Here is an 18,898-nt window from a genome sequence, read left to right as displayed (position 1 = left end):
GATGCTCGCCAGCCAGCGGCGCTCCGTCATCCTCGAGCTCGTCCAGGAGTCCGGCGCCGTCAAGGTCTCCGACCTGGTCGAGCGCCTCGGCGTCTCCGACATGACGATCCGCCGCGACATCGAGCGGCTGTCGAGCGACGGCCTGCTCGAGCGCGTGCACGGGGGCGCCCTGGCCCTCGACGGCAGCCGCAGCAGCGACGAGCCGGGCTTCACCGCCAAGTCGCTGCTCCAGCTCGCCCAGAAGCAGGCCATCGCGCGTGCGGCCGCTCGCCACGTCGAGGCCGGCAGCTCCATCGGGATCTCCGCCGGCACGACCACCTACGAGCTGGCCCGCGCCGTCCGGGACGTGCCCGACCTCACCATCGTCACGAACTCCATCCCGGTCGCCCAGCTGCTCCACGAGTCGGGGACCCCCGGGCAGACCGTCGTGCTGACCGGCGGGGTGCGCACGCCCTCGGACGCGCTCGTCGGCCCGGTGGCCGTCTCGGCGCTGCGCTCCCTCCACGTCGACATCCTCTTCCTCGGCGCGCACGGCGTGGACGGGCAGGCGGGCCTGACGACCCCCAACCTCGTCGAGTCCGAGACCAACCGCGCGCTCATCGCCTCGGCCCGGCGGGTGTGCGTCCTCGCCGACTCCTCCAAGTGGGGCACCGTGGGGCTCAGCACCTTCGCCGACCTCGCCGACGTGGACCTGTTCGTCACCGACACCGCCCTCCCCGACCGCGCGCGCGAGGCCGTGCGCGAGACGGTGGGCTCCCTAGAGATCGCGGAGACCTGATGACCCTGCCCGAATCGCCGCCCACCCCCGCGCGCACGGCAGCGCGCTTCACGACCAGGCACCTGGCCGACGGCCGCGAGATCATCTACGTCGACGAGCCGGGCACCCCGGAGCGCACCGCCGAGGACCAGCGCCCGGTCGAGCCGCGCGTCCAGTCCGGGGAGCTGCGCCACGACGCGCTCGTCGACGACTGGGTCGCCGTCGCCGCGCACCGGCAGCACCGCACCTTCATGCCGCCGAAGGACGAGTGCCCGCTCTGCCCCGCCGGAGTCGGCTCGGTCCCGTCCGAGATCCCGGAGCGGGACTACCAGGTCGTCGTCTTCGAGAACCGCTTCCCGTCGTATGCCGTCACCTCCGTCGGCGCCGACGAGCCCGACCCGTCGGGCATCTTCGGCAAGCGTCCCGCGGTCGGCCGCTGCGAGGTGGTCTGCTTCACGAGCGACCACGAGTCGTCGTTCAAGGACCTGCCCGTCGGGCGGGTCCGCACCGTCATCGACACGTGGGCCCAGCGCACGCAGGCCCTCGGCGCCCTGCCGGAGGTCGAGCACGTCTTCGCGTTCGAGAACCGCGGCAAGGAGATCGGGGTGACCCTGCCGCACCCGCACGGGCAGATCTACGCCTACCCCTACCTGCCGGACCGCACGAAGTCGCTGCTCGAGGCCGCGCGCCGCCACGCCGAGCGGACCGGACGCCTCCTGGGAGCTGACATCCTGGCCGCCGAGCAGGCCGACGGCTCGAGGGTCGTCGTCTCGGGGACGCACTGGACGGCATACGTCCCCTTCGCGGCCCGCTGGCCGCTGGAGGTGCACCTGGCCCCCCACCGCGACGTGCCCGACCTCGTGGCCCTCGACGACGACGAGCGCGACGAGCTGGCCGTGGTCTACCGCGACCTGCTCGGGCGTCTCGACCGCTACTACGTCGCCGAGGACGGTTCTCCCGTGAAGCTGCCCTACATCGCCGCCTGGCAGCAGGCGCCGGCCAAGACCGGCCGCGACGTGTCGCGGCTGCACCTGCAGCTCATGTCGGTGCTGCGCGGTCCCGGCCGTCTGAAGTTCCTCGCCGGGTCCGAGTCGGGCGTCGGCGGCTGGATCAACGACGTGGCCCCGGAGCGGGCCGCAGCGCGACTGCGGGAGGTGGCGCCGTGAGCGAGCGCACCGCTGAGCAGGTCGTCGAGAGCGTCCGTGCCGCTTTCGCCGAAACCTTCGGCCACGAGCCGGAGGGCGTCTGGTCGGCGCCCGGCCGTGTCAACCTCATCGGCGAGCACACCGACTACAACGGCGGCCTCTGCCTGCCGATCGCGCTGCCGCACCGCACGTATGCCGGCGTGTCCCATCGCGACGACGGGATCCTGCGCATGGCTTCCGCGCAGCAGGACGGCGTCGTCGAGGTTGTCCTGGACGAGGTCTCGCCGGAGCAGCCCGGAGGCTGGGGCTCCTACGTCGCCGGTGTGCTCTGGGCGCTGCGGGAGGAGGGCCACGACGTGCCGGGGCTCGACGTGCTCGTCGACTCCACGGTGCCCGTCGGGGCCGGGCTGTCGAGCTCGGCCGCGCTCGAGTGCTCCGTCGCCGCTGCCGTCAGCGACCTCGCCGGCCTCGGCCTGCTCGAGGACGCCGGGTCGCGCGCGCGACTGGCGCAGGTGTGCATCCGCGCCGAGAACGAGATCGCCGGCGCCCCCACCGGCGGCATGGACCAGTCGGCGGCGCTGCTGTCCGACGACGCGACGGCGCTGCTGCTCGACTGCCGCAGCTGGCAGACCGAGCAGGTGCCCTTCGACCTCGCCTCGGCCGGCTACGCGCTCCTCGTCACCGACACGCACGCCCACCACGAGCTCGTCGACGGGCAGTACGGCTCGCGCCGCGACTCCTGCCAGGAGGCGTGCCGGATCCTCGGCGTCGACCAGCTCCGCGAGGTGGACCCGTCCGAGCTGGACGCCACCCTCGAGAAGCTGCCCACCGACGAGCTGCAGCGACGGGTCAAGCACATCGTCACCGAGATCGACCGCGTCGAGCAGGCCGTCGCGGCGCTGCGCAGCGGCGACCTCGAGGAGGTGGGCCGGCTCTTCGACGCCTCGCACGTCTCGATGCGCGACGACTACGAGATCTCGTGCGAGGAGCTGGACGTCGCCACCGAGACCGCGCGGCAGCACGGCGCGCTCGGAGCGCGGATGACCGGCGGCGGCTTCGGCGGCTCGTGCATCGCCATCGTGCGGTCCGAGTCGGTCGACGAGGTGTCGACGGCCATCGACGCGTCCTTCGCCGACCACGGCTTCACCGCCCCGTCCTCCTTCGCCGTCACCGCCGCCGGCTCCGCCCGCCGCGACCGCTGACGCACCACCCCGCCCCCCCGGCTCCTCACGTCGAGTGGGCACTTTGCGTCACTTCTCCACAGGCTCGCCCCCGAGCCAACGCCTCCCCCCACGTCGAGTGGGCACTTTGCGTCACTTCTCCACAGGCCCAGGCCCCATCCGCTGGCTAGGGTGCGGGCATGACCTCGGCGACGACGCCGGCCGCGAGCCGGCCCCTGCCGGTGGCGGTGCGCCGCGGCTACGGCCTCGGCTCCGTCGCCACCGGCTCCTTCGGCACGGTCCCCGGGCTGCTGCTCCTGCCCTACCTGACCGACCACCTCGGCGTGCCGGCCGCGGCTGCCGGCGTCATCGTCTTCGCCCCGAAGGCCTGGGACGTCGTCCTCAACCCCGTCGCCGGCCGCATCAGCGACGCCTCCACCAACCCGGCGGGACGTCGCCGGCCGTTCCTCATCCGGGCTGGCCTGCTGCTCGCGGCGGCGTTCGCGCTGCTCTTCCTCGGACCGAGCGCGCCGCAGTGGCTCGCAGCGGGCTGGGTGGCGGTGGCGTACCTCGCGTGCGCGACGGCATACAGCTTCTTCCAGGTGCCGTACGTCGCGATGCCCGCCGAGATCACCGACGACTACGACGAGCGCACCCGCCTCATGACGTGGCGGGTCGCGATCCTCGCCCTCGCCATCCTCGTCAGCGGTGGCCTGTCGCCGGCGATCCGCGATGCGTTCGGACCCGACTGGGGCTACCGCGCGGTCGGCTTCTTCGTCGCCGCGCTCATCGCCGTCGGCGCCTTCGGTGCCTGGCACACCACCCGCTCGGCGCCGGTGCGGGTGGGGGTCACGGCGAGCGCCTCGTTCGCCGACCAGCTGCGAGTCATCCGCTCCGACAGGCGCTTCCGCCTGCTGCTCTCGACTTTCGTGCTGCAGGCGCTGGCCACAGGGGCGATGCTGGCCGGCGTCGACTACGTCGCCCGCTGGGTCATCGGCACCCCGATCTCCTCGAGCCTGCTCTTCGTCTGCTTCGTCGCGCCCGCACTCGTGGTGATGCCGCTGTGGCAGCGCGTCGGCACGGCGCGCGGCAAGAAGGCCGGCTACGTCGCCGCCTCGGTGCTCCTCGGGGGTGGGGCCCTGCTGCTCGTGCTGCTGCGCACCCTGCCCGACGCCGCCGTCTACGGCTGCGTGGCACTCGTCGGCATCGGCTACGCCGGGGCGCAGATGTTTCCGCTGGCGATGCTGGCCGACGTCGCGAGCCGGAGCGCCGAGACCCGGACGCGCGTGGGCCTCTACACCGGCGTGTGGACGGCCGGCGAGACCCTCGGCCTCGCGCTGGGCCCCGCACTGTATGCCGGCGTGCTGGCGCTCGGCGGCTACGTTTCCTCCTCGGGTCCGACTGTCGCACAACCGGACTCGGCGGTGACGGCGATCGCCCTCGGCTTCTCGCTGGTCCCGGCCGTCCTCGTCGGGGTCTCTCTCTTGGTCCTGCGCCACTTCCCCTCCCCCGGTTCGATGTATTCCGAGGACACCGGTGACTCCCCGATACATCGACCCGAGAAGGGGGAAACGGCGCGATGACCACCGACCTGCCGACGGAGGCCGCCATGGAGCATGACGACATCCGGGCGGCTCTTCAGGCGATGCGCGCCCGGGACCTGCCCACGCACGGCGGCCGGACACTCGCCTACGTCTACGACTCGGGCCTGGCCTCGGCCGACGCCATCGGCCGCGAGGCGCTGGCGGCCTTCGCGTCGACGAACGGCCTGGACCCCACCGCCTTCCCGTCACTGCTCCAGATGGAGAACGATCTCGTGGGCATGGCGGGCCGACTCGTCGACGCGCCAGCGGGATTCGCCGGTGTGGTCACCTCAGGAGGGACCGAGTCGATCCTGCTTGCCGTGCTCGCGGCACGGGACGCCCGGCCGGACATCGCCCAGCCCCGCATGGTCCTGCCGACGACCGCGCACGCCGCCTTCCACAAGGCCGCGCACTGGCTCCGAGTCGAGCCCGTGCTCGTCGACGTCGACCCCCTCACCAAGCGCGCCGATCCGGACGCCATGGCTGCGGCCATCGACAACCGCACCGTCCTCGTCGTCGCGTCCGCCCCGTCATACGCACACGGCGTCATCGACCCGGTCGAGCCGATCGCCGCGGCCGCAGTAGCAGCCGGTGTCCGCTGCCACGTCGACGCCTGCATCGGCGGGTGGGTCCTGCCCCACCTGCGGGAGTCGGAGCCGGACCAGCCAGCATGGACCTTCGCCGTCGAGGGCATCACGAGCATGTCGCTCGACCTGCACAAGTACGCCTACACCCCCAAGGGCGTGTCCGTCCTGCTCCATGCCTCCGCCGAGCTGCGCCGCACGCACCTGTTCGCCTCGGCCCGCTGGCCGGGCTACACGATGCTCAACACCACCGCGCAGTCGACGAAGTCCGGCGGCCCCGTCGCCGCCGCCTGGGCCGTCGTGCACCACATCGGCGCCGAGCGCTACGCCTCGCTCGCCGAGGACGCCCGCACGGCGACGCTCGACCTCGCGAGGGCGGTGGACGGCATACCCGGCCTGTCACTCGCGGCCGCGCCGGACTCCACGCTGCTGTCACTCGTCACGGACGGCTCGTGCGACGTCTTCACCATCAGCGACGAGATGCTCGAGCGCGGATGGTTCGTCCAGCCGCAGATGCGCTTCCGCGACCTGCCCGCCACGTTGCACTTCACGTTCAGCGCCGCGACCGCGGCCTCCTCGGACCGCATCGCCTCGGACCTGGCCGACGCCACCGCAGCCGCTCGCGCGCTTGGGCCGGCCGTCCCTGCCGCCGAGCTGGTGGCGATGGCCTCGACCATCGACCCCGCGACGCTCGACGAGGCGACGTTCGCCGGGTTGCTCGCGGCGGCGGGCCTCGCCGGCGGCGACGGCGACGTGGTGCTGCCCGAGCGGATGGCACCCGTCAACGCCCTGCTCGACGCGCTCCCGCCGGAGCTCCGGGAGGCCCTGCTCCTCGGCGTCGTCGACCGCCTGGCCAGACCGAGCTGACGAGGAAGGCGGCCACCCCGAGAGGGGTGACCGCCTTGCGCTCGTTGCCTGGTCAGGCGGGGAGGATGAGGCCCTTCGTGGCCTTGGCGCGCTCGAGGCGCTGCGCGACGTCCTGCCAGTTGACGACGTTCCACCAGGCCTTGACGTAGTCGGCCTTGACGTTCTCGTACTGCAGGTAGAAGGCGTGCTCCCACATGTCGAGCTGCAGCAGCGGGATCTGGCCGACGGGGATGTTGCCCTGCTGGTCGAACAGCTGCATGATGTGCGGCCGCTCGGCGATGGTGTCCCAGGCCCAGATGGACCAGCCGGAGCCCTGGATCGCGTTCGCGTTGGCGTTGAAGTGCGCCTGGAACTTCTCGAAACCGCCGAAGTACTCGTCGATCGCGGCCTTGACCTCACCCTCGGGCTGGCCACCACCGTCAGGGCTCATGTTCTTCCAGAACACCGAGTGGTTGGTGTGACCACCGAGGTGGAACGCGAGGTTCTTCTCCACACCGTTGAGCGCCGCGTAGTCGCCGGACTCACGCAGCTCCTCCAGCTTGGCGACGGCGGCGTTGGCGCCGTCGACGTAGGCCTTGTGGTGCTTGCTGTGGTGCAGCTCCATGATGCGAGCGCTGATGTGCGGCTCGAGGGCGGCGTAGTCGTAGTCGAGCTCGGGAAGCGTGTAAGCCACGTGTCGTTCCTTTCTGGAGACCAATAGGCCCTTGCCACTCTATGCCGCACCGTCGCGGCGCAGACAGAGGTGTCCGTGAGCGGGCCATGTGGGACGTACCCACTTCCGACAGCCTCCTGCTTCAAGCAGGGTTGAGGTCAAACCTGCGCCCGCCCAGGGCCGCTCGGACCTTCAGCTGAGCGTCAGCAGGTCGCGCACGTCGTCGGCGGTGATGGCACCGGAGAGCGAGCCGCCCTCGTCGACGACCCGCTGGAACAGGTCGCGCTTGCGCTCCTGCAGGGCCACGACCTTCTCCTCGATGGTGCCGGCCGACACGAGGCGGTAGACGGTGACCGGACGGCTCTGCCCGATGCGGTGCGCGCGGTCGATGGCCTGCGCCTCGGCAGCCGGGTTCCACCACGGGTCGAGGACATAGACGTAGTCGGCCTCGGTCAGGGTCAGCCCGAAGCCACCGGCCTTGAGGCTGATGAGGAACGCGACGGCGTCGCCCTCGCGGAAGCCGCGCACGACCGACTGCCGGTCGGTCGTGGACCCGTCGAGGTATGCCGTGTCGATCCCCGCGCGCGTCAGCGCGGTCTCGACGATGCGCAGGAAGCCGGTGAACTGGCTGAACACGAGGGCACGGTGGCCCTCGGCCGCGAGCTCGCGCAGCTGGTCGACGAGGAAGTCGATCTTCGCGGCCGTCGCCTTGCCGCCGTGGGCCTCGTCGACGAGCACCGGGTCGAGCGCGAGCTGCCGCAGCCGGGTCAGGGCCGCGAGGATCGCGACGCGGTTGGCCTCGGGGTCGTCGAGCAGGCCGAGGACCCGCTGCCGCTCGCGCTGGAGGTGCTGGTCGTAGATGTGCCGGTGCACCGGGTGCGGGTCGAGCGCCAGGACCTGGATCTGCTTGGGCGGAAGGTCGACCGCCACCTGCTCCTTGGTGCGCCGGAGCATCAGCGGCCGGATGCGCCGGCGGAGCAGGTCGAGCAGCTCGGGCCGCTCACCGGACTCGATGGGCTTGCGGTAGCTCTTGGTGAACACGTCGGGCCGCGGGTAGAGCCCGGGCGCCGTGAGCGAGAGCAGCGACCACAGGTCCATGAGCGAGTTCTCGAGCGGTGTGCCCGTGACGGCGATGGTGAAGGGTGCCCCGAGCCGCCGCACCGCCACGTGCGTCTTGGCCTGGCGGTTCTTGACGAACTGCGCCTCGTCGAGCACGACACCACCCCACCGCACGTCGTGGAAGGCGGTGTCGTCGAGGCGCAGGACGGCATACGAGGTGATGACCACCTCGGCGTCGGCGACGAGCTCGGCCAGTGGCGTCCCGCGCTTGCGCTCGGTCGCGGTGACGGCGACCGCGGACAGATGCGGCGCGAAGGTGTCCAGCTCGCCCATCCACGTGCCGACGACACTCGTCGGTGCCACGACGAGGACCGGGCCGCGCGAGTCGGGGCCGCCCTCTCCCAGCTCGCCGCGGTCGTGGGCGCGGGCCAGCGCCGCGATGACCTGCAGCGTCTTGCCGAGGCCCATGTCGTCGGCGAGGATCCCGCCGAGCCGGGCGTCCCAGAGCCGCGCGAGCCAGCGGTAGCCGTCGAGCTGGTAGGGGCGCAGGGTCGCGCGGAGCTCGGGCGGCGGCTCGGCCAGCGGTCCCGCCTCGAGCGAGCCGAGCGCCTCGACGTTGGCGGCCCACCGCGCGCTCTGCTCGTCGACGACGCCGAGCGCGACGAGCTCGTCCCACAGGTCGGCGTGGTGGGCGCTGAGGCGCAGCGCGCCGGTCTCGGGGTCGGCGATCTCGCGGGCCTCCTCGATGAGGTCACGCAGACGGCGCAGCTCGGGCCGGTCGAGGCGGAAGAACGCGCCCGACTCGAGCAGCATGATGTCGTCGCCGCGGGCCAGGGCACCGAAGAGCGGCTCGAAGGGCACCTCCTCGCCGTCGACCTCGACGGAAACGTGCAGGTCGAACCAGTCGCTGCGCTCGGCGTCGTCCACCTCCACTCCGGCCTCGCGGTGCTGGCCCTCAGTCGCACCGAGCCGGACGACGGGCGCGGAGGTGACCTCCTCGTAGGAGGGGAGGTCGTCGGCCACCTCGACCGTGACGTGCTCGTCGGCCTCGAGCAGCGGCAGGGTGTCAGCGACGAAGCGGGCCGCGTCGAGGCCCGTGAGCACCACGCGCGGCACGAGGTAGGGGTGGCCCGCGATGTCGCCGCGCAGCGCGCCCGGGACCGACCGCAGCGACGTCGCCGCCTCCACGGCCGCGGACTCGGCGTCGCGGTCGCGGCCTCCCACCGTGCCGAAGCGCGCCGTCGTGAAGGGTCGGGGCACCCCGTCGTACGCGTGGCCGAGGTCGATGCGCAGCTCGCCCGGGACGTCGCTGACGACCCGCACGTGCACCGTCACCACCTCGGCAGGGGCGTCCTCGGGCAGCTCGGGTGCCGGGAGCGGCACCTCGGAGCGAACCCGCAGACGCTGGCGGAGGCCGGGCACCACCGACCGCAGGAAGCGGCCGCGCTCGTCGGCAGGGACGCGCAGCCCCGCGAGCGCCGAGGTGAGGGCGTCCGGCCCGAGGTCGAGCTCCTGCTGGAGCGGCACGAAGGTCAGGGACCCGTCGTCGCCGTCGACGGCGACGGCGTGGACGGGGTCACCGAGGTGCAGCCACTCCCCGGCCGCCCCGCGGGCGATCTCGTCCGGCAGCCCCTCCAGCTCGAGGTCGAGGTCGAGGTCACCGCTGCCGTCGCCGGCGCGCTTGACGAGCAGCACGAGGGAGGCGCTGTCGTCGGCGACGTGGACCGGCCCGGTGACGCCCTCACCGGGCAGGATCTCGATGCCGGCGTCCCGCGCCTCGCGCAGCAGCGGCCAGACCTCGGGGCTCGCGTCGAGGGCGAGCGGCGGGGTCGCGGAGAAGTAGGTGGTGCTGCCCGAGCCCTGCCGCGCCACGTCGTGCAGGCGCCCCATGATCCGCTCGTGCTCGGGGAGGAAGCGGATGCCGGGCCGCCACTGCGGCAGCGCGTCGTGCCAGGACAACGTGCGGTGCCACGTGCCGGCGCGGGTCCACCGCGTGGGGCGCAGGCCGTAGCTCAGCTCCGGCAGCCCGCGTCGCCCGCGCTGGTCGCGGTAGACGGTGTCGACGAAGAGGCCCGCCGGCATGAGGTCGCCCCGCGGCTCCGGCCGCTGCGCCACGTGCGCGTCCACCGGCCTGGGGCGCACGTGGCCGAACACGTCGGACCAGTGCGGCGGCACGACCGCGGAGGCCGCGGCGTCGGGCACCGCCGGGACGGTGTCCGCGCCCTCGTCAGCGGGCGAAGGCTCCACGATGCGCCCCTGCGCCACGTCGCGGGCGGTGAGCATGAGCGCCACCACGTGCTTGCAGTCCGCGCCGACCGGGCAGCTGCAGCGCCCGCTCCATAGGTGCGACCGGCCCTTCGGGTGCGGGCGTGCCTCGATGATCGTCTGGTAGGTGTCGGTGCCGCTGCCCTGGATGGTGCCGAGCAGCATCATCCCGTCGGGGCGGGTCGCGAGGGAGCGCACCCGGCGCTCGGCGGCATACGCGATCCCCCGGTCGAAGGTGCGCGAGCCGACCTGCTGCGCGATGTCGGGGTCGGTGACCTCACCCACCCACGTCGCTCGCCCCACGCTCCACGCCACCCGAGCACTCTACGTTCGGCCGCCGACACCACCGGGCCTCGTCCACAGACTCCGGCAGGATGGGGCGATGACCACCGCGCCCGACCCTCGCACCCTGACGCTGACCGACTTCCCGGTGCACCGGCCGGTGACGACCCGGTGGTCCGACAACGACATGTACGGCCACCTCAACAACGCCGTCTACTACGAGCTGTTCGACTCGGCGATCAACGGGTGGCAGGCCGAGCACCTGACCATCGACCCGATGACGGACCCGACGCAGGGCGTGGTGGCGGAGTCGTCGTGCGCGTTCTACGCCGAGGTGGCCTTCCCGACGCCGCTCGTCGTCGGCATCCGGGTGGCGCGGCTCGGGACGAGCAGCGTCACCTACCAGCTCGGGCTCTTCGTCGACCCGGAGCGCGTCGCCCGGCCCGACCCGGCCATCAAGGCCCTCGGCCACTGGGTGCACGTCGAGATCGACGCGCAGAGCCGCCGTCCGACGCCCATCCCGGCCCACCTGCGCGAGCTCATGGAGACGGCGGTGTCGGGAGCCTGAGCTGCGTCTCGCGGTAGTCCCGCAGCTCGGCGATGACCTCCTCCTCGCGCTCGACGAGCTCGGCCAGCTCCGGGGACTGAGGCGCGTCGGCCGGCTCGAGCGAACCGACCGCCTCGGGATCGGCGCCGCGCACCTCGTCGATGCGGTCCTGCAGCTCCACGAGCTCGAGGATGAGCTCGCGGGGGTTCGGCGCCGGGTCGGCGGCTGTCATCAAGGTCCTCCGGTTGACGCCCGAGGCGTCGCGTCGTGCAGGCCCGTTGGTTTCGAGCGCGTCCACCCTCCGGGTGCCGCGGGCGTCGTGTCAAACCCGACGGCCGGGTCCGGCGCCCGCTGAGCGTCAGGGCCAGCTGACCGGCGTCCGGGCGGCGCGCCGCGCCGCCCGGCGCATCGCGGCCGTGTAGAGCGGCCGCGCGAACCGCTTGGCGCGCCAGGCGAGGTGCCCGTCGCGGTCGGTGAGGATGATGTCGCGGCGAGCGTCGATGCCGCGCACGACGATGGCGGCGACCTCCTCGACGGAGCGCTTCGAGCCGCTCACCATCTTCTTGCCGGCCGCCTCCATCTCGGTGTCGGCGCCCTGGAACGACGCGCCGAGGTTGGTGCGGAAGAACGACGGGCAGACGACCGAGACGTCGATGTGGTGCGGGGCGAGCTCGTGCGACAGCGTCTCGCTGAGGGCCACGACGCCCGCCTTGACGGTGTTGTAGGCCGCCATGCCCGGGGCGTGCACGAGCCCCGCGAGCGAGGCCGTGTTGACGATGTGGCCGCTGCGCTGCTCCTTGAGCAGGGGCGTGAAGGTGCGGCAGCCGCGGACGACGCCGAGCAGGTTGATGTCGACGATCCAGCGCCACTCGTCCATCGTCGCGACGTCGATGCGTCCGCCCGCGGCGACGCCGGCGTTGTTGACGAGCAGGTCGAGCCCGCCCCACGTCTCACGCACATGGGCGAGCGCAGCCGCCCAGGCGTCGTCGCTGCGCACGTCGAGAGGCAGGTATGCCGCCGCCTCCGGGAGCGCGTCCGGCCGGTCCGCGTGGACGTCGGTCGCGAGCACCTCGTCGCCCCGGGCGACGAAGGCGCGCACGAGGGCGAGGCCGAGACCGGAGGCACCGCCGGTGACGAGGACGCGGCGGGGGGACGTCGGGGCGGAGGCGCGGGTGGAGGCGCGGGCGCGCTGCAGGGGTGACGGCATACGGCCCAACCTAGCCGCGGACGGTGAGCGTGACCTTGCCGTGGGCGCGGCGCTCGTCGATCTCCGCGAGCGCGCCGACGACGTCGTCGAGCGGGTGGCGCGTGCTGATCGGCGGCGCCAGCTGGCCGGAGGTGACCAGCGGCAGGATCGCCTCCCACTGGGTGCGCAGGTAGGTCGGGTCGGGCGTCCAGAAGGCGCCCCAGCCGACCCCGATGACGCTGAGGTTGTTGAGGAGCAGCCGGTTGACCTTGACCTCGGGGATCTGGCCCGCGGTGAAGCCGATGACGAGCAGGCGGCCTTCGGGCGCCAGGGAGCGCAGGCTGTCGGTGAAGCGGTCGCCGCCGACCGGGTCGACGACCAGGTCGACGCCGCGGCCCTGCGTCAGCTCCTTGACGCCCTCGAGGAAGCCGTCGGCGAGCAGGATGTGGTGCGCGCCGGCGGCCCGGGCGGTCTCGATCTTGTCCTCGGAGGAGACGACGGCGATGACGCGGGCGTCCATGGCGCGGGCCAGCTGGATGGCAGCGGTGCCGATGCCGCCGGCGGCTCCGTGCACGAGGACGTCCTCGCCGCGCTCGAGCTGCCCACGACGGGTCAGGGCGAAGTGGACGGTCAGGTAGTTCATCGGCAGGGCCGCGCCGAGCTCGAACGGCACGTCGTCGGGCAGCGGGAAGACCATCGCCGCCGGCACCGCGACCGTCTCGGCGAAGGCCCCGAGCACCGGGAAGGCGGCCACGCGGTCTCCCGGGCGGAAGCCCGTGTCCTCGCCGGCCTCCCGCACCACGCCCGCGCACTCGGCACCCGGCACGAACGGCAGGTTCGGGCGCATCTGGTAGAGCCCGCGCGTCATGAGCACGTCGGGGAAGCTGACGCCGGCCTCGTGCACGTCGACGAGGACGTCACCGGCCTCGAGCGTCGGCTCCGGGACGTCCTCGACGGTGACGGCGGAGGGTCCCTCAAGGCTCGTGATGCGGGCTGCTCTCATGCTCCGACCCTAGTTCGCGGCGGGTCCCGGGGTGATGGTGAAGCGCGCACGGAGCAGGTCCGAGTCGCGTGAGCTGCGTCCCACGGCGAGCTCGAACTCGCCGGGCTCGACGACGCGGCGCCCGGCGGCGTCGACGATCGAGCAGGCCGATGCGGGCACCTCGACGATCGTCGTGACCGACTCCCCCGCCGGCACGGTCACCCGGCGGAAAGCCTTGAGCTCCTTGGCCGCCCACGTGACGCTCGTGACGAGGTCGGTGACGTACGCCTGCACGACCTCGTATGCCGTCCGCTCGCCTGTGTTGGTCAGCGTCACCTCCGCGCGCACGACGTCACCGGCGGTCAGCTCGGTGGCCTCCAACGTGAGGTCGGACCACTCGACGGTCGTGTAGGTCAGGCCGTCGCCGAAGACGAACTGCGGCTCCTGGGTGAGGTCGGCGTAGCGGTGGCCGTGCTGGCCGCGGACCTGGTTGTAGTAGGTCGGCTGCTGGCCGACGTGCCGCGGCACCGAGATCGGCAGCCGTCCGGCCGGCTCGATGTGGCCGAGGACGAGCTCGGCGACGGCGCGACCGCCGCGCATGCCGGGGCTGAAGGCCTCGATGATCGCGGCAGCGCGCAGGGCGCTCGGCGGCAGGACGTTGGGCTTGGAGTGGAGCAGCACGAGGACGACCGGGATGTCGGTGCCCTCCAGCGCGTCAACGACGGCGTCGAGCAGGGCGACCTGGCCGCCCTGGAGGTCGAGGGTGGCTGTCGAGCAGCCCTCGCCGGTGAGGGCCACAGTGTCGCCGAGGACGACGACGGCGAGGTCGGCGGCGCGGGCGGCGGCGACGGCCTCGGCGAGCTGCTCGGGGTCGACCGGTGCGGCCGCGGAGACGGGCGGGCGGGGCTGGCCGTCGGGGAGGAGCGGCCCTTCCGGGTCGGGCACGAGGGTCTCGATCTCCGCGCCCCGGGCGTGGGTGACGGTCCACGTGTCGGGGACGACGGCGCGGAAGCCGTCGAGCACCGCCTCGACGGTCTCGCGCGGGTGACCGTCCGGCATCCAGTCGACCTGGCCGGACGCGCCGGCCCAGTCACCGAGGTTGGCCTGGGGGTCGTCGGCGTTGGGGCCGAGGACGGCCACCGTGCGCGGGACGTCGCCCACGGCATACGGCAGGGAGCCGTCGTTGGTCAGCAGGACCAGGGAGCGCCGGGTCACCTCGAGGTTCACGGCGGCATGCTCGGCGGAGCCGATGACGAGGCGCTGGCGCTCGAGGTCCGGCGGGCGGGGGTTCTCGAAGAGGCCGAGCTCGAGCTTGAGGCGCAGCACCCCGCGGGCCGCCTCGTCGATCTGGCCCTCGTCGAGCAGGCCGCGGGCGACGGCCTCCTGCGCGGCCTCGAAGAAGGCGGGTGTCGTCATGACGAGGTCGTTGCCGGCGCGGACGGCGACGGTCGCGGCCTCGACGTCGTCGGCGCAGACCTTCTGCTCCCAGACCATGCGGCCGACGTTGTCCCAGTCGGTGACCAGCGTCCCGGTGAAGCCCCACTCGCCCTTGAGCACCTCGTCGAGCAGCCAGCCGTTCGCGGTCACCGGGATTCCGTCGATGGCCTGGTAGCCGAGCATGAAGGTGCGACAGCCCTCCTGGACCGCCCGCTCGAACGGCGGCAGGAACCACGAGGTCAGCTTGCGGCGGGACAGGTCGGCCTCGCTCGCGTCGCGGCCGCCCTGCGTCTCCGAGTAGCCGGCGAAGTGCTTGGCGCAGGCGAGGATCGCCGTCGGGTCGGTCAGGCCGTCGCCCTGGTAGCCACGGACCATCGCGGCGCCGAGCTCGCCGATGAGCTGGGGGTCCTCGCCGAAGGTCTCGCCGACCCGGCCCCAGCGCAGGTCGCGGGTGATGCAGAGAACCGGCGAGAACGTCCAGTGCACGCCGGTCGCGGCGACCTCGACGGCGGTGACGCGGGCGGCCCGCTCGACGAGCTCGGGGTCCCACGAGCAGGCCATGGCCAGCTGGGTGGGGAAGATCGTCGCCCCCGGCCAGAAGGAGTGGCCGTGGATGCAGTCGTCGGCGGTCAGCAGCGGGATGCGCAGGCGGGTCTGCTGCGCCAGGGCGATCGCCTCGTGCATCCGCTCCGGCGAGGTGTGCAGGATCGAGCCGGCCAGCTTGCCGTGGACGATGTCGGGAAGGTCGCCACGCGCGTCGAGCTGGAGCATCTGGCCGACCTTCTCCTGCAGCGTCATCCGCCCGAGCAGGTCGTCGAGGCGCTGCTCGACGGGGAGCGAGGTGTCGCGGAAGGGCAGGGCGTCGGTGGCGTCGTCGGGCACGTCCCGACGCTAGCCCACCTCGCCGCACGCGCCGGCGACCTAGGCTGAGGGCGTGCTCGACCCCCTCGTGCGACTTCCCGACGGCACCGTCAAGCAGGTCAACCCGATCAGCGGCACCAAGGTGTGGACCCTCCCCGGTCGGGCAGCACGCCCCCTCGCCGTGACCCGGCCCAGCCCGCTCCCCCTCGACCCCGCGGACCACGACCGCTACTGCCCCTTCTGCTGGGGACGGATGCTCGAGACGACCCCCGAGATCGCCCGCGTCGTCCGGGAGTGCCCGAGCGGTGTCGCCGCGGACGGTGCCGCCGACAGTGCCACCGAGGACGCGAAGCAGCGCCCGAGGTGGAGGGAGCTGCGTGGCCTGCTCGCCGAGCAGCTGGACGACACGACGCCGGAGTTCCGCCTCTTCCCCAACCTCTTCGAGATCCTCAGCTACGACTACTGGCACCTCGCGCACGGCTTCGACCCGACGCCGGAGTCGCAGGCGCACCGGACGGCGTACCTGTCCACGCCCCTTGGCCGCGAGCACGTGACTGCGCTCGCGCGCACCCGGATGCGCGCCAGAGGCATGGTCGGCGCCCACGCCGAGCCGTTCGACGAGGACGACCTCGAGCGTGAGTCGGTGGCCCTCTTCGCCGGCAACCACCAGGTCGTCGTCGCGCGGCGGCACTTCGTCGACGGCGCGACGGACGACTCGCAGAACGCCGGGTCGGGCACGCTCACACCCGAGGAGCACTGCGAGTACACGCGGTTCACGGTCAACGCGGTGCGTGACCTCTACCGCGGCAACCCGCACGCGCGCTACGTGTCGGCGTTCCAGAACTGGCTGCGGCCCGCGGGGGCCTCCTTCGAGCACCTGCACAAGCAGCTGGTCGCCATCGACGAGCTCGGCACCGACGTCGAGCGCGAGGCGGCACGGCTGCGGCAGGAGCCGGAGCTGTTCACCCGCTGGGGTGGCGAGTTCGCCGAGGCCAGAGGCCTCGTGGTGGCGCGGACGCCGACGGCGGTCGCCTTCGCCGGGGTGGGGCACCAGTACCCGACTCTCGCCGTGCACACCTCCAACACGACGGCCCTGCCGTGGGAGCTCTCCGACGACGAGCTGCGGGACTTCTCCGACCTGCTGCACGCCTGCCACGCGGCGACGGGCACCGAGGTGCCGACGAACGAGGAGTGGCACCACGGACCGCCGTCGCTCGACCTGCCGATCCCGCTGCGCGCCCTGCTGAAGTGGCGGGTCTCGACGCCCGCCGGCTTCGAGGGCGGCACGAAGATCTACGTCAACACCATCGACCCGTGGACCGTGCGCGACCGGACCGTGACCCGGTTGCACGAACTCGTGGCCGGCGGCCGGGTGTCCGACCGCATCGAGGTCGGGCCACGCTGAGCGGGGAGTCAGCCCCCTGCCCGCTGCCGGCTCTGTGGCCCCGTCCCGCCTGCCGCCGACCGGCCGGCCTCGACGGCGCCCCGGACCACGAGGGTGCCCGGGTCCTCGTCGACCGTCACGGTGCACGCCTCCCAGTGAGGGGCGAGCGTGTGACGGGCCGCCTCCTCGAGCGCCGCGTCGACGTAGCCCGGATAGGCCAGCGTGCCGCCCGCGAGGACGACGGCGCGGGGGTTGACGAGGTTGACGAGGGTGGCGAGGCCCCGACCGAACGCCCGCCCGGCGCGGCCCACGACGGCCGCTGCCACGGGGTCGGCCACGGACAGCCGCTCGGCCACCTCGGCGGCGGGGACACCGAGCTGCGCGACGATCGACGCACCGGATGCGAGCGCGTCCAGGGTCGTCACCTCGTCACCATCCGGCACGGGGACGCTCCCCAGCTCGCCTGCCCACCCGTCGGCGCCGGCGTGGACCCGTCCGGAGTGCGTGAACCCTGCGGCGATGCCCGTGCCCGAGACGACGACCGCGACATCCCCGCGCGGTTGTCGCGCCGCGACGGTCAGCAGAGCCGCACGGATGTCGTTGACGACCACCGCCGACGTGATGCGGCGGAGCGCCCGCGGACGCCACCCCACGAGCTGCGGAAGGACGTCGCAGAGGACGACGGTCCCGTCGCTGCCGATCAGTCCCGGACAGGCGACGCCCAGGCTCGCCGGCTGCCCCACCGAGTCCACGAGCTCGTCGATGGCGTCGTCGAGGTGGGCGCTGGGGCAGTCCGCACCCGTGCTGACCCTCCTCTGCGAGAGGACGGCGCCGTCCGCGGCGACCGCCCGCAGCAGGAGCTTGGTGCCGCCGATGTCCGCGCCGAGGTGCATGGGCGGCAGCCTGCCACGGCAGTCGCCGGCCGTCAGACCTCGCTGCCGTGGCCCTCCGTGCGTCCTTCGCTGACGCCGCGGCCGGTCTGGGCCTGGAGCCGGTCGATGTGCTCGGATGCCTGCGCCTTGGTCAGGTCGGCCGGGAGCGTCTCGCCGGCCTCGCGGGCCAGCGTCTCGAGGTAGCTGCGCTGGGCGCCGGTCATCGCCTCGTCGCCGGTGACCCAGTCCTCGGGGTCCTTGATGGTGCTGTCGCCGGCGGTGCCGCCGATGACGTCGTCACCGGTGTTCGGGGCCTGCTGGTTCGAAGGTGTGTTCGAGTCGCTCATAGCTGGCTCGTACCCACTCGGCGGACGCAGCGCACACGCCTCACATCCGCCTCAGGGCTGGGAGCGGCCGCGTGACCGAGCCAGGGCGGTCTCGAGGGCAGCCTGTGCCGAGTCGACGTCACGCCCGGACCACGGGGGGCCGCCGAGCAGGGCCCAACCCACCCCGTCGGGACCGACGACGGCGAGGAAGCCGGCCGCCCTGGGCGCGCCGTCGGTGGCGGGTGCCCAGCGGTCGACGACGGTGCCGCGCAGCCGGGTCCCGCTGCCGGCCCGGCTCTCGGTGGTGTCCGCACAGGCGGCCGCGCCCGCGACGAGGGCCGGGCCGATCGCCAGCCGACCTCCGGGCGGCGGCGTCATCACGGTGTAGGTCAGGGTCCGCGGCACCCGCCTCGGATCGGGCGGCGCGCCGGGACGGCGCCCATCGGGCCCGGGGACCGAGGAGCTGACCCACCGCTCCATGCCCGAGGCGTGGACGAGTGCGTCGACGGACAGGCCCGTCCAGGGGATCGCCTGCGAGCAGAAGGGCTGCGGTGGAAGCTCGCCCGGGCAGGTGTCGGCGTCGGGTCCTCGCGTCACCGTGACGGTCTCGTCGGGGAGCGCGTCGGGGTCCGGCCGCCAGCGGCCGTCCACCTGCAGCGGTCCGGAGCCGGGGCCGCGCACCGTCGTCGTCGAGCACTTCGCCGCGTCCACGGGTGTCATCTGCGGCCCGGGGGTGCCTGCTCGCGTGTCAGCGACCGTGGCGGGCGGCTGCGCCGAGGTGGGTGGCGAGGTCCGTGCGACGGCGCCGGTGCACCCGGCGGTGGCTCCGGCCACCACCAGCGCCACCAGCCCGGCGCGGCAGACGGCTCGCGCCTTGGCTCGCGCGCCGGCCCGCGCCATGACGCCGCCCCCGCGGGCGGCCCCGACGACCGGCAGCACTCGCATCGGC

Annotated in this window: 16 protein-coding genes; 7 read left to right on the top strand and 9 right to left on the bottom strand. The window is 73.3% G+C overall.

All coding sequences use genetic code 11. From position 1 onward, the window contains the following. Nucleotide 1 precedes the first annotated feature (1 nt). The 5 genes from AB0316_RS03620 to AB0316_RS03600 all read left to right on the top strand — a co-directional run bounded on the left by AB0316_RS03620 (nt 2) and on the right by AB0316_RS03600 (nt 6,096). Entirely contained in the window at nt 2–778 is a 777-nt protein-coding gene (locus AB0316_RS03620) for a DeoR/GlpR family DNA-binding transcription regulator (RefSeq protein WP_366270538.1), read from the top strand. Beyond that, nucleotides 778–1,923: a galactose-1-phosphate uridylyltransferase gene (galT, locus tag AB0316_RS03615; RefSeq protein WP_366270537.1), complete on the top strand. Its 1,146-nt coding sequence runs from the start codon at nt 778–780 to the stop codon at nt 1,921–1,923. Before AB0316_RS03620 ends, galT begins: the two co-directional genes overlap by 1 nt. Beyond that, nucleotides 1,920–3,104: a galactokinase gene (galK, locus tag AB0316_RS03610; RefSeq protein WP_366270535.1), complete on the top strand. Its 1,185-nt coding sequence runs from the start codon at nt 1,920–1,922 to the stop codon at nt 3,102–3,104. The genes galT and galK overlap by 4 nt, the downstream gene beginning before the upstream one ends. 158 nt (nt 3,105–3,262) lie before the next feature. After that, nucleotides 3,263–4,645: an MFS transporter gene (locus tag AB0316_RS03605; protein WP_366270534.1), complete on the top strand. Its 1,383-nt coding sequence runs from the start codon at nt 3,263–3,265 to the stop codon at nt 4,643–4,645. Further along, the gene (locus tag AB0316_RS03600) at nt 4,642–6,096 is read left to right on the top strand and encodes an aminotransferase class V-fold PLP-dependent enzyme (protein ID WP_366270533.1); all 1,455 of its coding nucleotides are present in this window, start codon (nt 4,642–4,644) and stop codon (nt 6,094–6,096) included. Before AB0316_RS03605 ends, AB0316_RS03600 begins: the two co-directional genes overlap by 4 nt. A gap of 52 nt (nt 6,097–6,148) precedes the next feature. On the opposite strand, the gene AB0316_RS03595 is transcribed toward AB0316_RS03600, so the two are convergent. Both AB0316_RS03595 and AB0316_RS03590 read right to left on the bottom strand, forming a co-directional pair. After that, entirely contained in the window at nt 6,149–6,769 is a 621-nt protein-coding gene (locus AB0316_RS03595) for a superoxide dismutase (protein ID WP_142180848.1), read from the bottom strand. A gap of 171 nt (nt 6,770–6,940) precedes the next feature. Beyond that, nucleotides 6,941–10,387, bottom strand: coding sequence for a DEAD/DEAH box helicase (locus AB0316_RS03590; RefSeq protein WP_366270531.1), 3,447 nt, complete (start codon nt 10,385–10,387; stop codon nt 6,941–6,943). A gap of 67 nt (nt 10,388–10,454) precedes the next feature. On the opposite strand from AB0316_RS03590, the gene AB0316_RS03585 reads away from it, so the two are divergent. Beyond that, nucleotides 10,455–10,922: a thioesterase family protein gene (locus AB0316_RS03585; protein ID WP_366270530.1), complete on the top strand. Its 468-nt coding sequence runs from the start codon at nt 10,455–10,457 to the stop codon at nt 10,920–10,922. Here AB0316_RS03585 and AB0316_RS03580 read toward each other — a convergent pair. The 4 genes from AB0316_RS03580 to AB0316_RS03565 all read right to left on the bottom strand — a co-directional run bounded on the left by AB0316_RS03580 (nt 10,894) and on the right by AB0316_RS03565 (nt 15,388). Beyond that, on the bottom strand, nt 10,894–11,133 hold the full coding sequence (locus tag AB0316_RS03580) for a hypothetical protein (protein ID WP_366270528.1): 240 nt from the start codon (nt 11,131–11,133) through the stop codon (nt 10,894–10,896). The genes AB0316_RS03585 and AB0316_RS03580 overlap by 29 nt on opposite strands. A 126-nt stretch (nt 11,134–11,259) precedes the next feature. Next, complete coding sequence (locus AB0316_RS03575; protein ID WP_366270526.1) at nt 11,260–12,108, bottom strand: SDR family NAD(P)-dependent oxidoreductase; 849 nt, start codon at nt 12,106–12,108, stop codon at nt 11,260–11,262. A gap of 10 nt (nt 12,109–12,118) precedes the next feature. Next, a complete protein-coding gene (locus tag AB0316_RS03570; RefSeq protein WP_366270525.1) occupies nt 12,119–13,090 on the bottom strand; it encodes an NADPH:quinone oxidoreductase family protein in 972 nt (323 codons plus the stop codon). Nucleotides 13,091–13,099: 9 nt separating this feature from the next. Then, entirely contained in the window at nt 13,100–15,388 is a 2,289-nt protein-coding gene (locus AB0316_RS03565) for a glycoside hydrolase family 3 N-terminal domain-containing protein (RefSeq protein ID WP_366270524.1), read from the bottom strand. Between the two features lie 52 nt (nt 15,389–15,440). Here AB0316_RS03565 and AB0316_RS03560 point away from each other — a divergent pair, with 52 nt between their 5' ends. Beyond that, nucleotides 15,441–16,772, top strand: coding sequence for a DUF4921 family protein (locus AB0316_RS03560; protein WP_366270523.1), 1,332 nt, complete (start codon nt 15,441–15,443; stop codon nt 16,770–16,772). Nucleotides 16,773–16,780: 8 nt separating this feature from the next. Here AB0316_RS03560 and AB0316_RS03555 read toward each other — a convergent pair whose 3' ends face one another. Genes AB0316_RS03555 through AB0316_RS03545 form a run of 3 tightly spaced genes read right to left on the bottom strand, consistent with a single transcriptional unit; the run spans nt 16,781 to nt 18,894 of the window. Continuing rightward, the gene (locus AB0316_RS03555) at nt 16,781–17,644 is read right to left on the bottom strand and encodes an ROK family protein (protein ID WP_366270522.1); all 864 of its coding nucleotides are present in this window, start codon (nt 17,642–17,644) and stop codon (nt 16,781–16,783) included. Nucleotides 17,645–17,676: 32 nt separating this feature from the next. Next, entirely contained in the window at nt 17,677–17,970 is a 294-nt protein-coding gene (locus AB0316_RS03550) for a DUF3072 domain-containing protein (protein WP_366270521.1), read from the bottom strand. Between the two features lie 51 nt (nt 17,971–18,021). Then, a complete protein-coding gene (locus AB0316_RS03545) occupies nt 18,022–18,894 on the bottom strand; it encodes a hypothetical protein (protein ID WP_366270519.1) in 873 nt (290 codons plus the stop codon). Nucleotides 18,895–18,898: the final 4 nt, after the last annotated feature.

The organism is Terrabacter sp. NPDC080008 (assembly GCF_040702505.1).
GTDB lineage: Bacteria > Actinomycetota > Actinomycetes > Actinomycetales > Dermatophilaceae > Terrabacter.
This window is presented reverse-complemented; position numbering and strand designations above follow the sequence as displayed.

Bases quoted from the DNA above. Each gene is read 5' to 3' on its own strand.
- AB0316_RS03580 (WP_366270528.1), bottom strand. From the start codon at position 11,133: ATGACAGCCGCCGACCCGGCGCCGAACCCCCGCGAGCTCATCCTCGAG.
- AB0316_RS03555 (WP_366270522.1), bottom strand. From the start codon at position 17,644: ATGCACCTCGGCGCGGACATCGGCGGCACCAAGCTCCTGCTGCGGGCG.
- AB0316_RS03550 (WP_366270521.1), bottom strand. From the start codon at position 17,970: ATGAGCGACTCGAACACACCTTCGAACCAGCAGGCCCCGAACACCGGT.
- AB0316_RS03605 (WP_366270534.1), top strand. From the start codon at position 3,263: ATGACCTCGGCGACGACGCCGGCCGCGAGCCGGCCCCTGCCGGTGGCG.
- galT (WP_366270537.1), top strand. From the start codon at position 778: ATGACCCTGCCCGAATCGCCGCCCACCCCCGCGCGCACGGCAGCGCGC.
- AB0316_RS03585 (WP_366270530.1), top strand. From the start codon at position 10,455: ATGACCACCGCGCCCGACCCTCGCACCCTGACGCTGACCGACTTCCCG.
- AB0316_RS03545 (WP_366270519.1), bottom strand. From the start codon at position 18,894: ATGCGAGTGCTGCCGGTCGTCGGGGCCGCCCGCGGGGGCGGCGTCATG.
- AB0316_RS03575 (WP_366270526.1), bottom strand. From the start codon at position 12,108: ATGCCGTCACCCCTGCAGCGCGCCCGCGCCTCCACCCGCGCCTCCGCC.
- AB0316_RS03600 (WP_366270533.1), top strand. From the start codon at position 4,642: ATGACCACCGACCTGCCGACGGAGGCCGCCATGGAGCATGACGACATC.
- AB0316_RS03570 (WP_366270525.1), bottom strand. From the start codon at position 13,090: ATGAGAGCAGCCCGCATCACGAGCCTTGAGGGACCCTCCGCCGTCACC.
- AB0316_RS03620 (WP_366270538.1), top strand. From the start codon at position 2: ATGCTCGCCAGCCAGCGGCGCTCCGTCATCCTCGAGCTCGTCCAGGAG.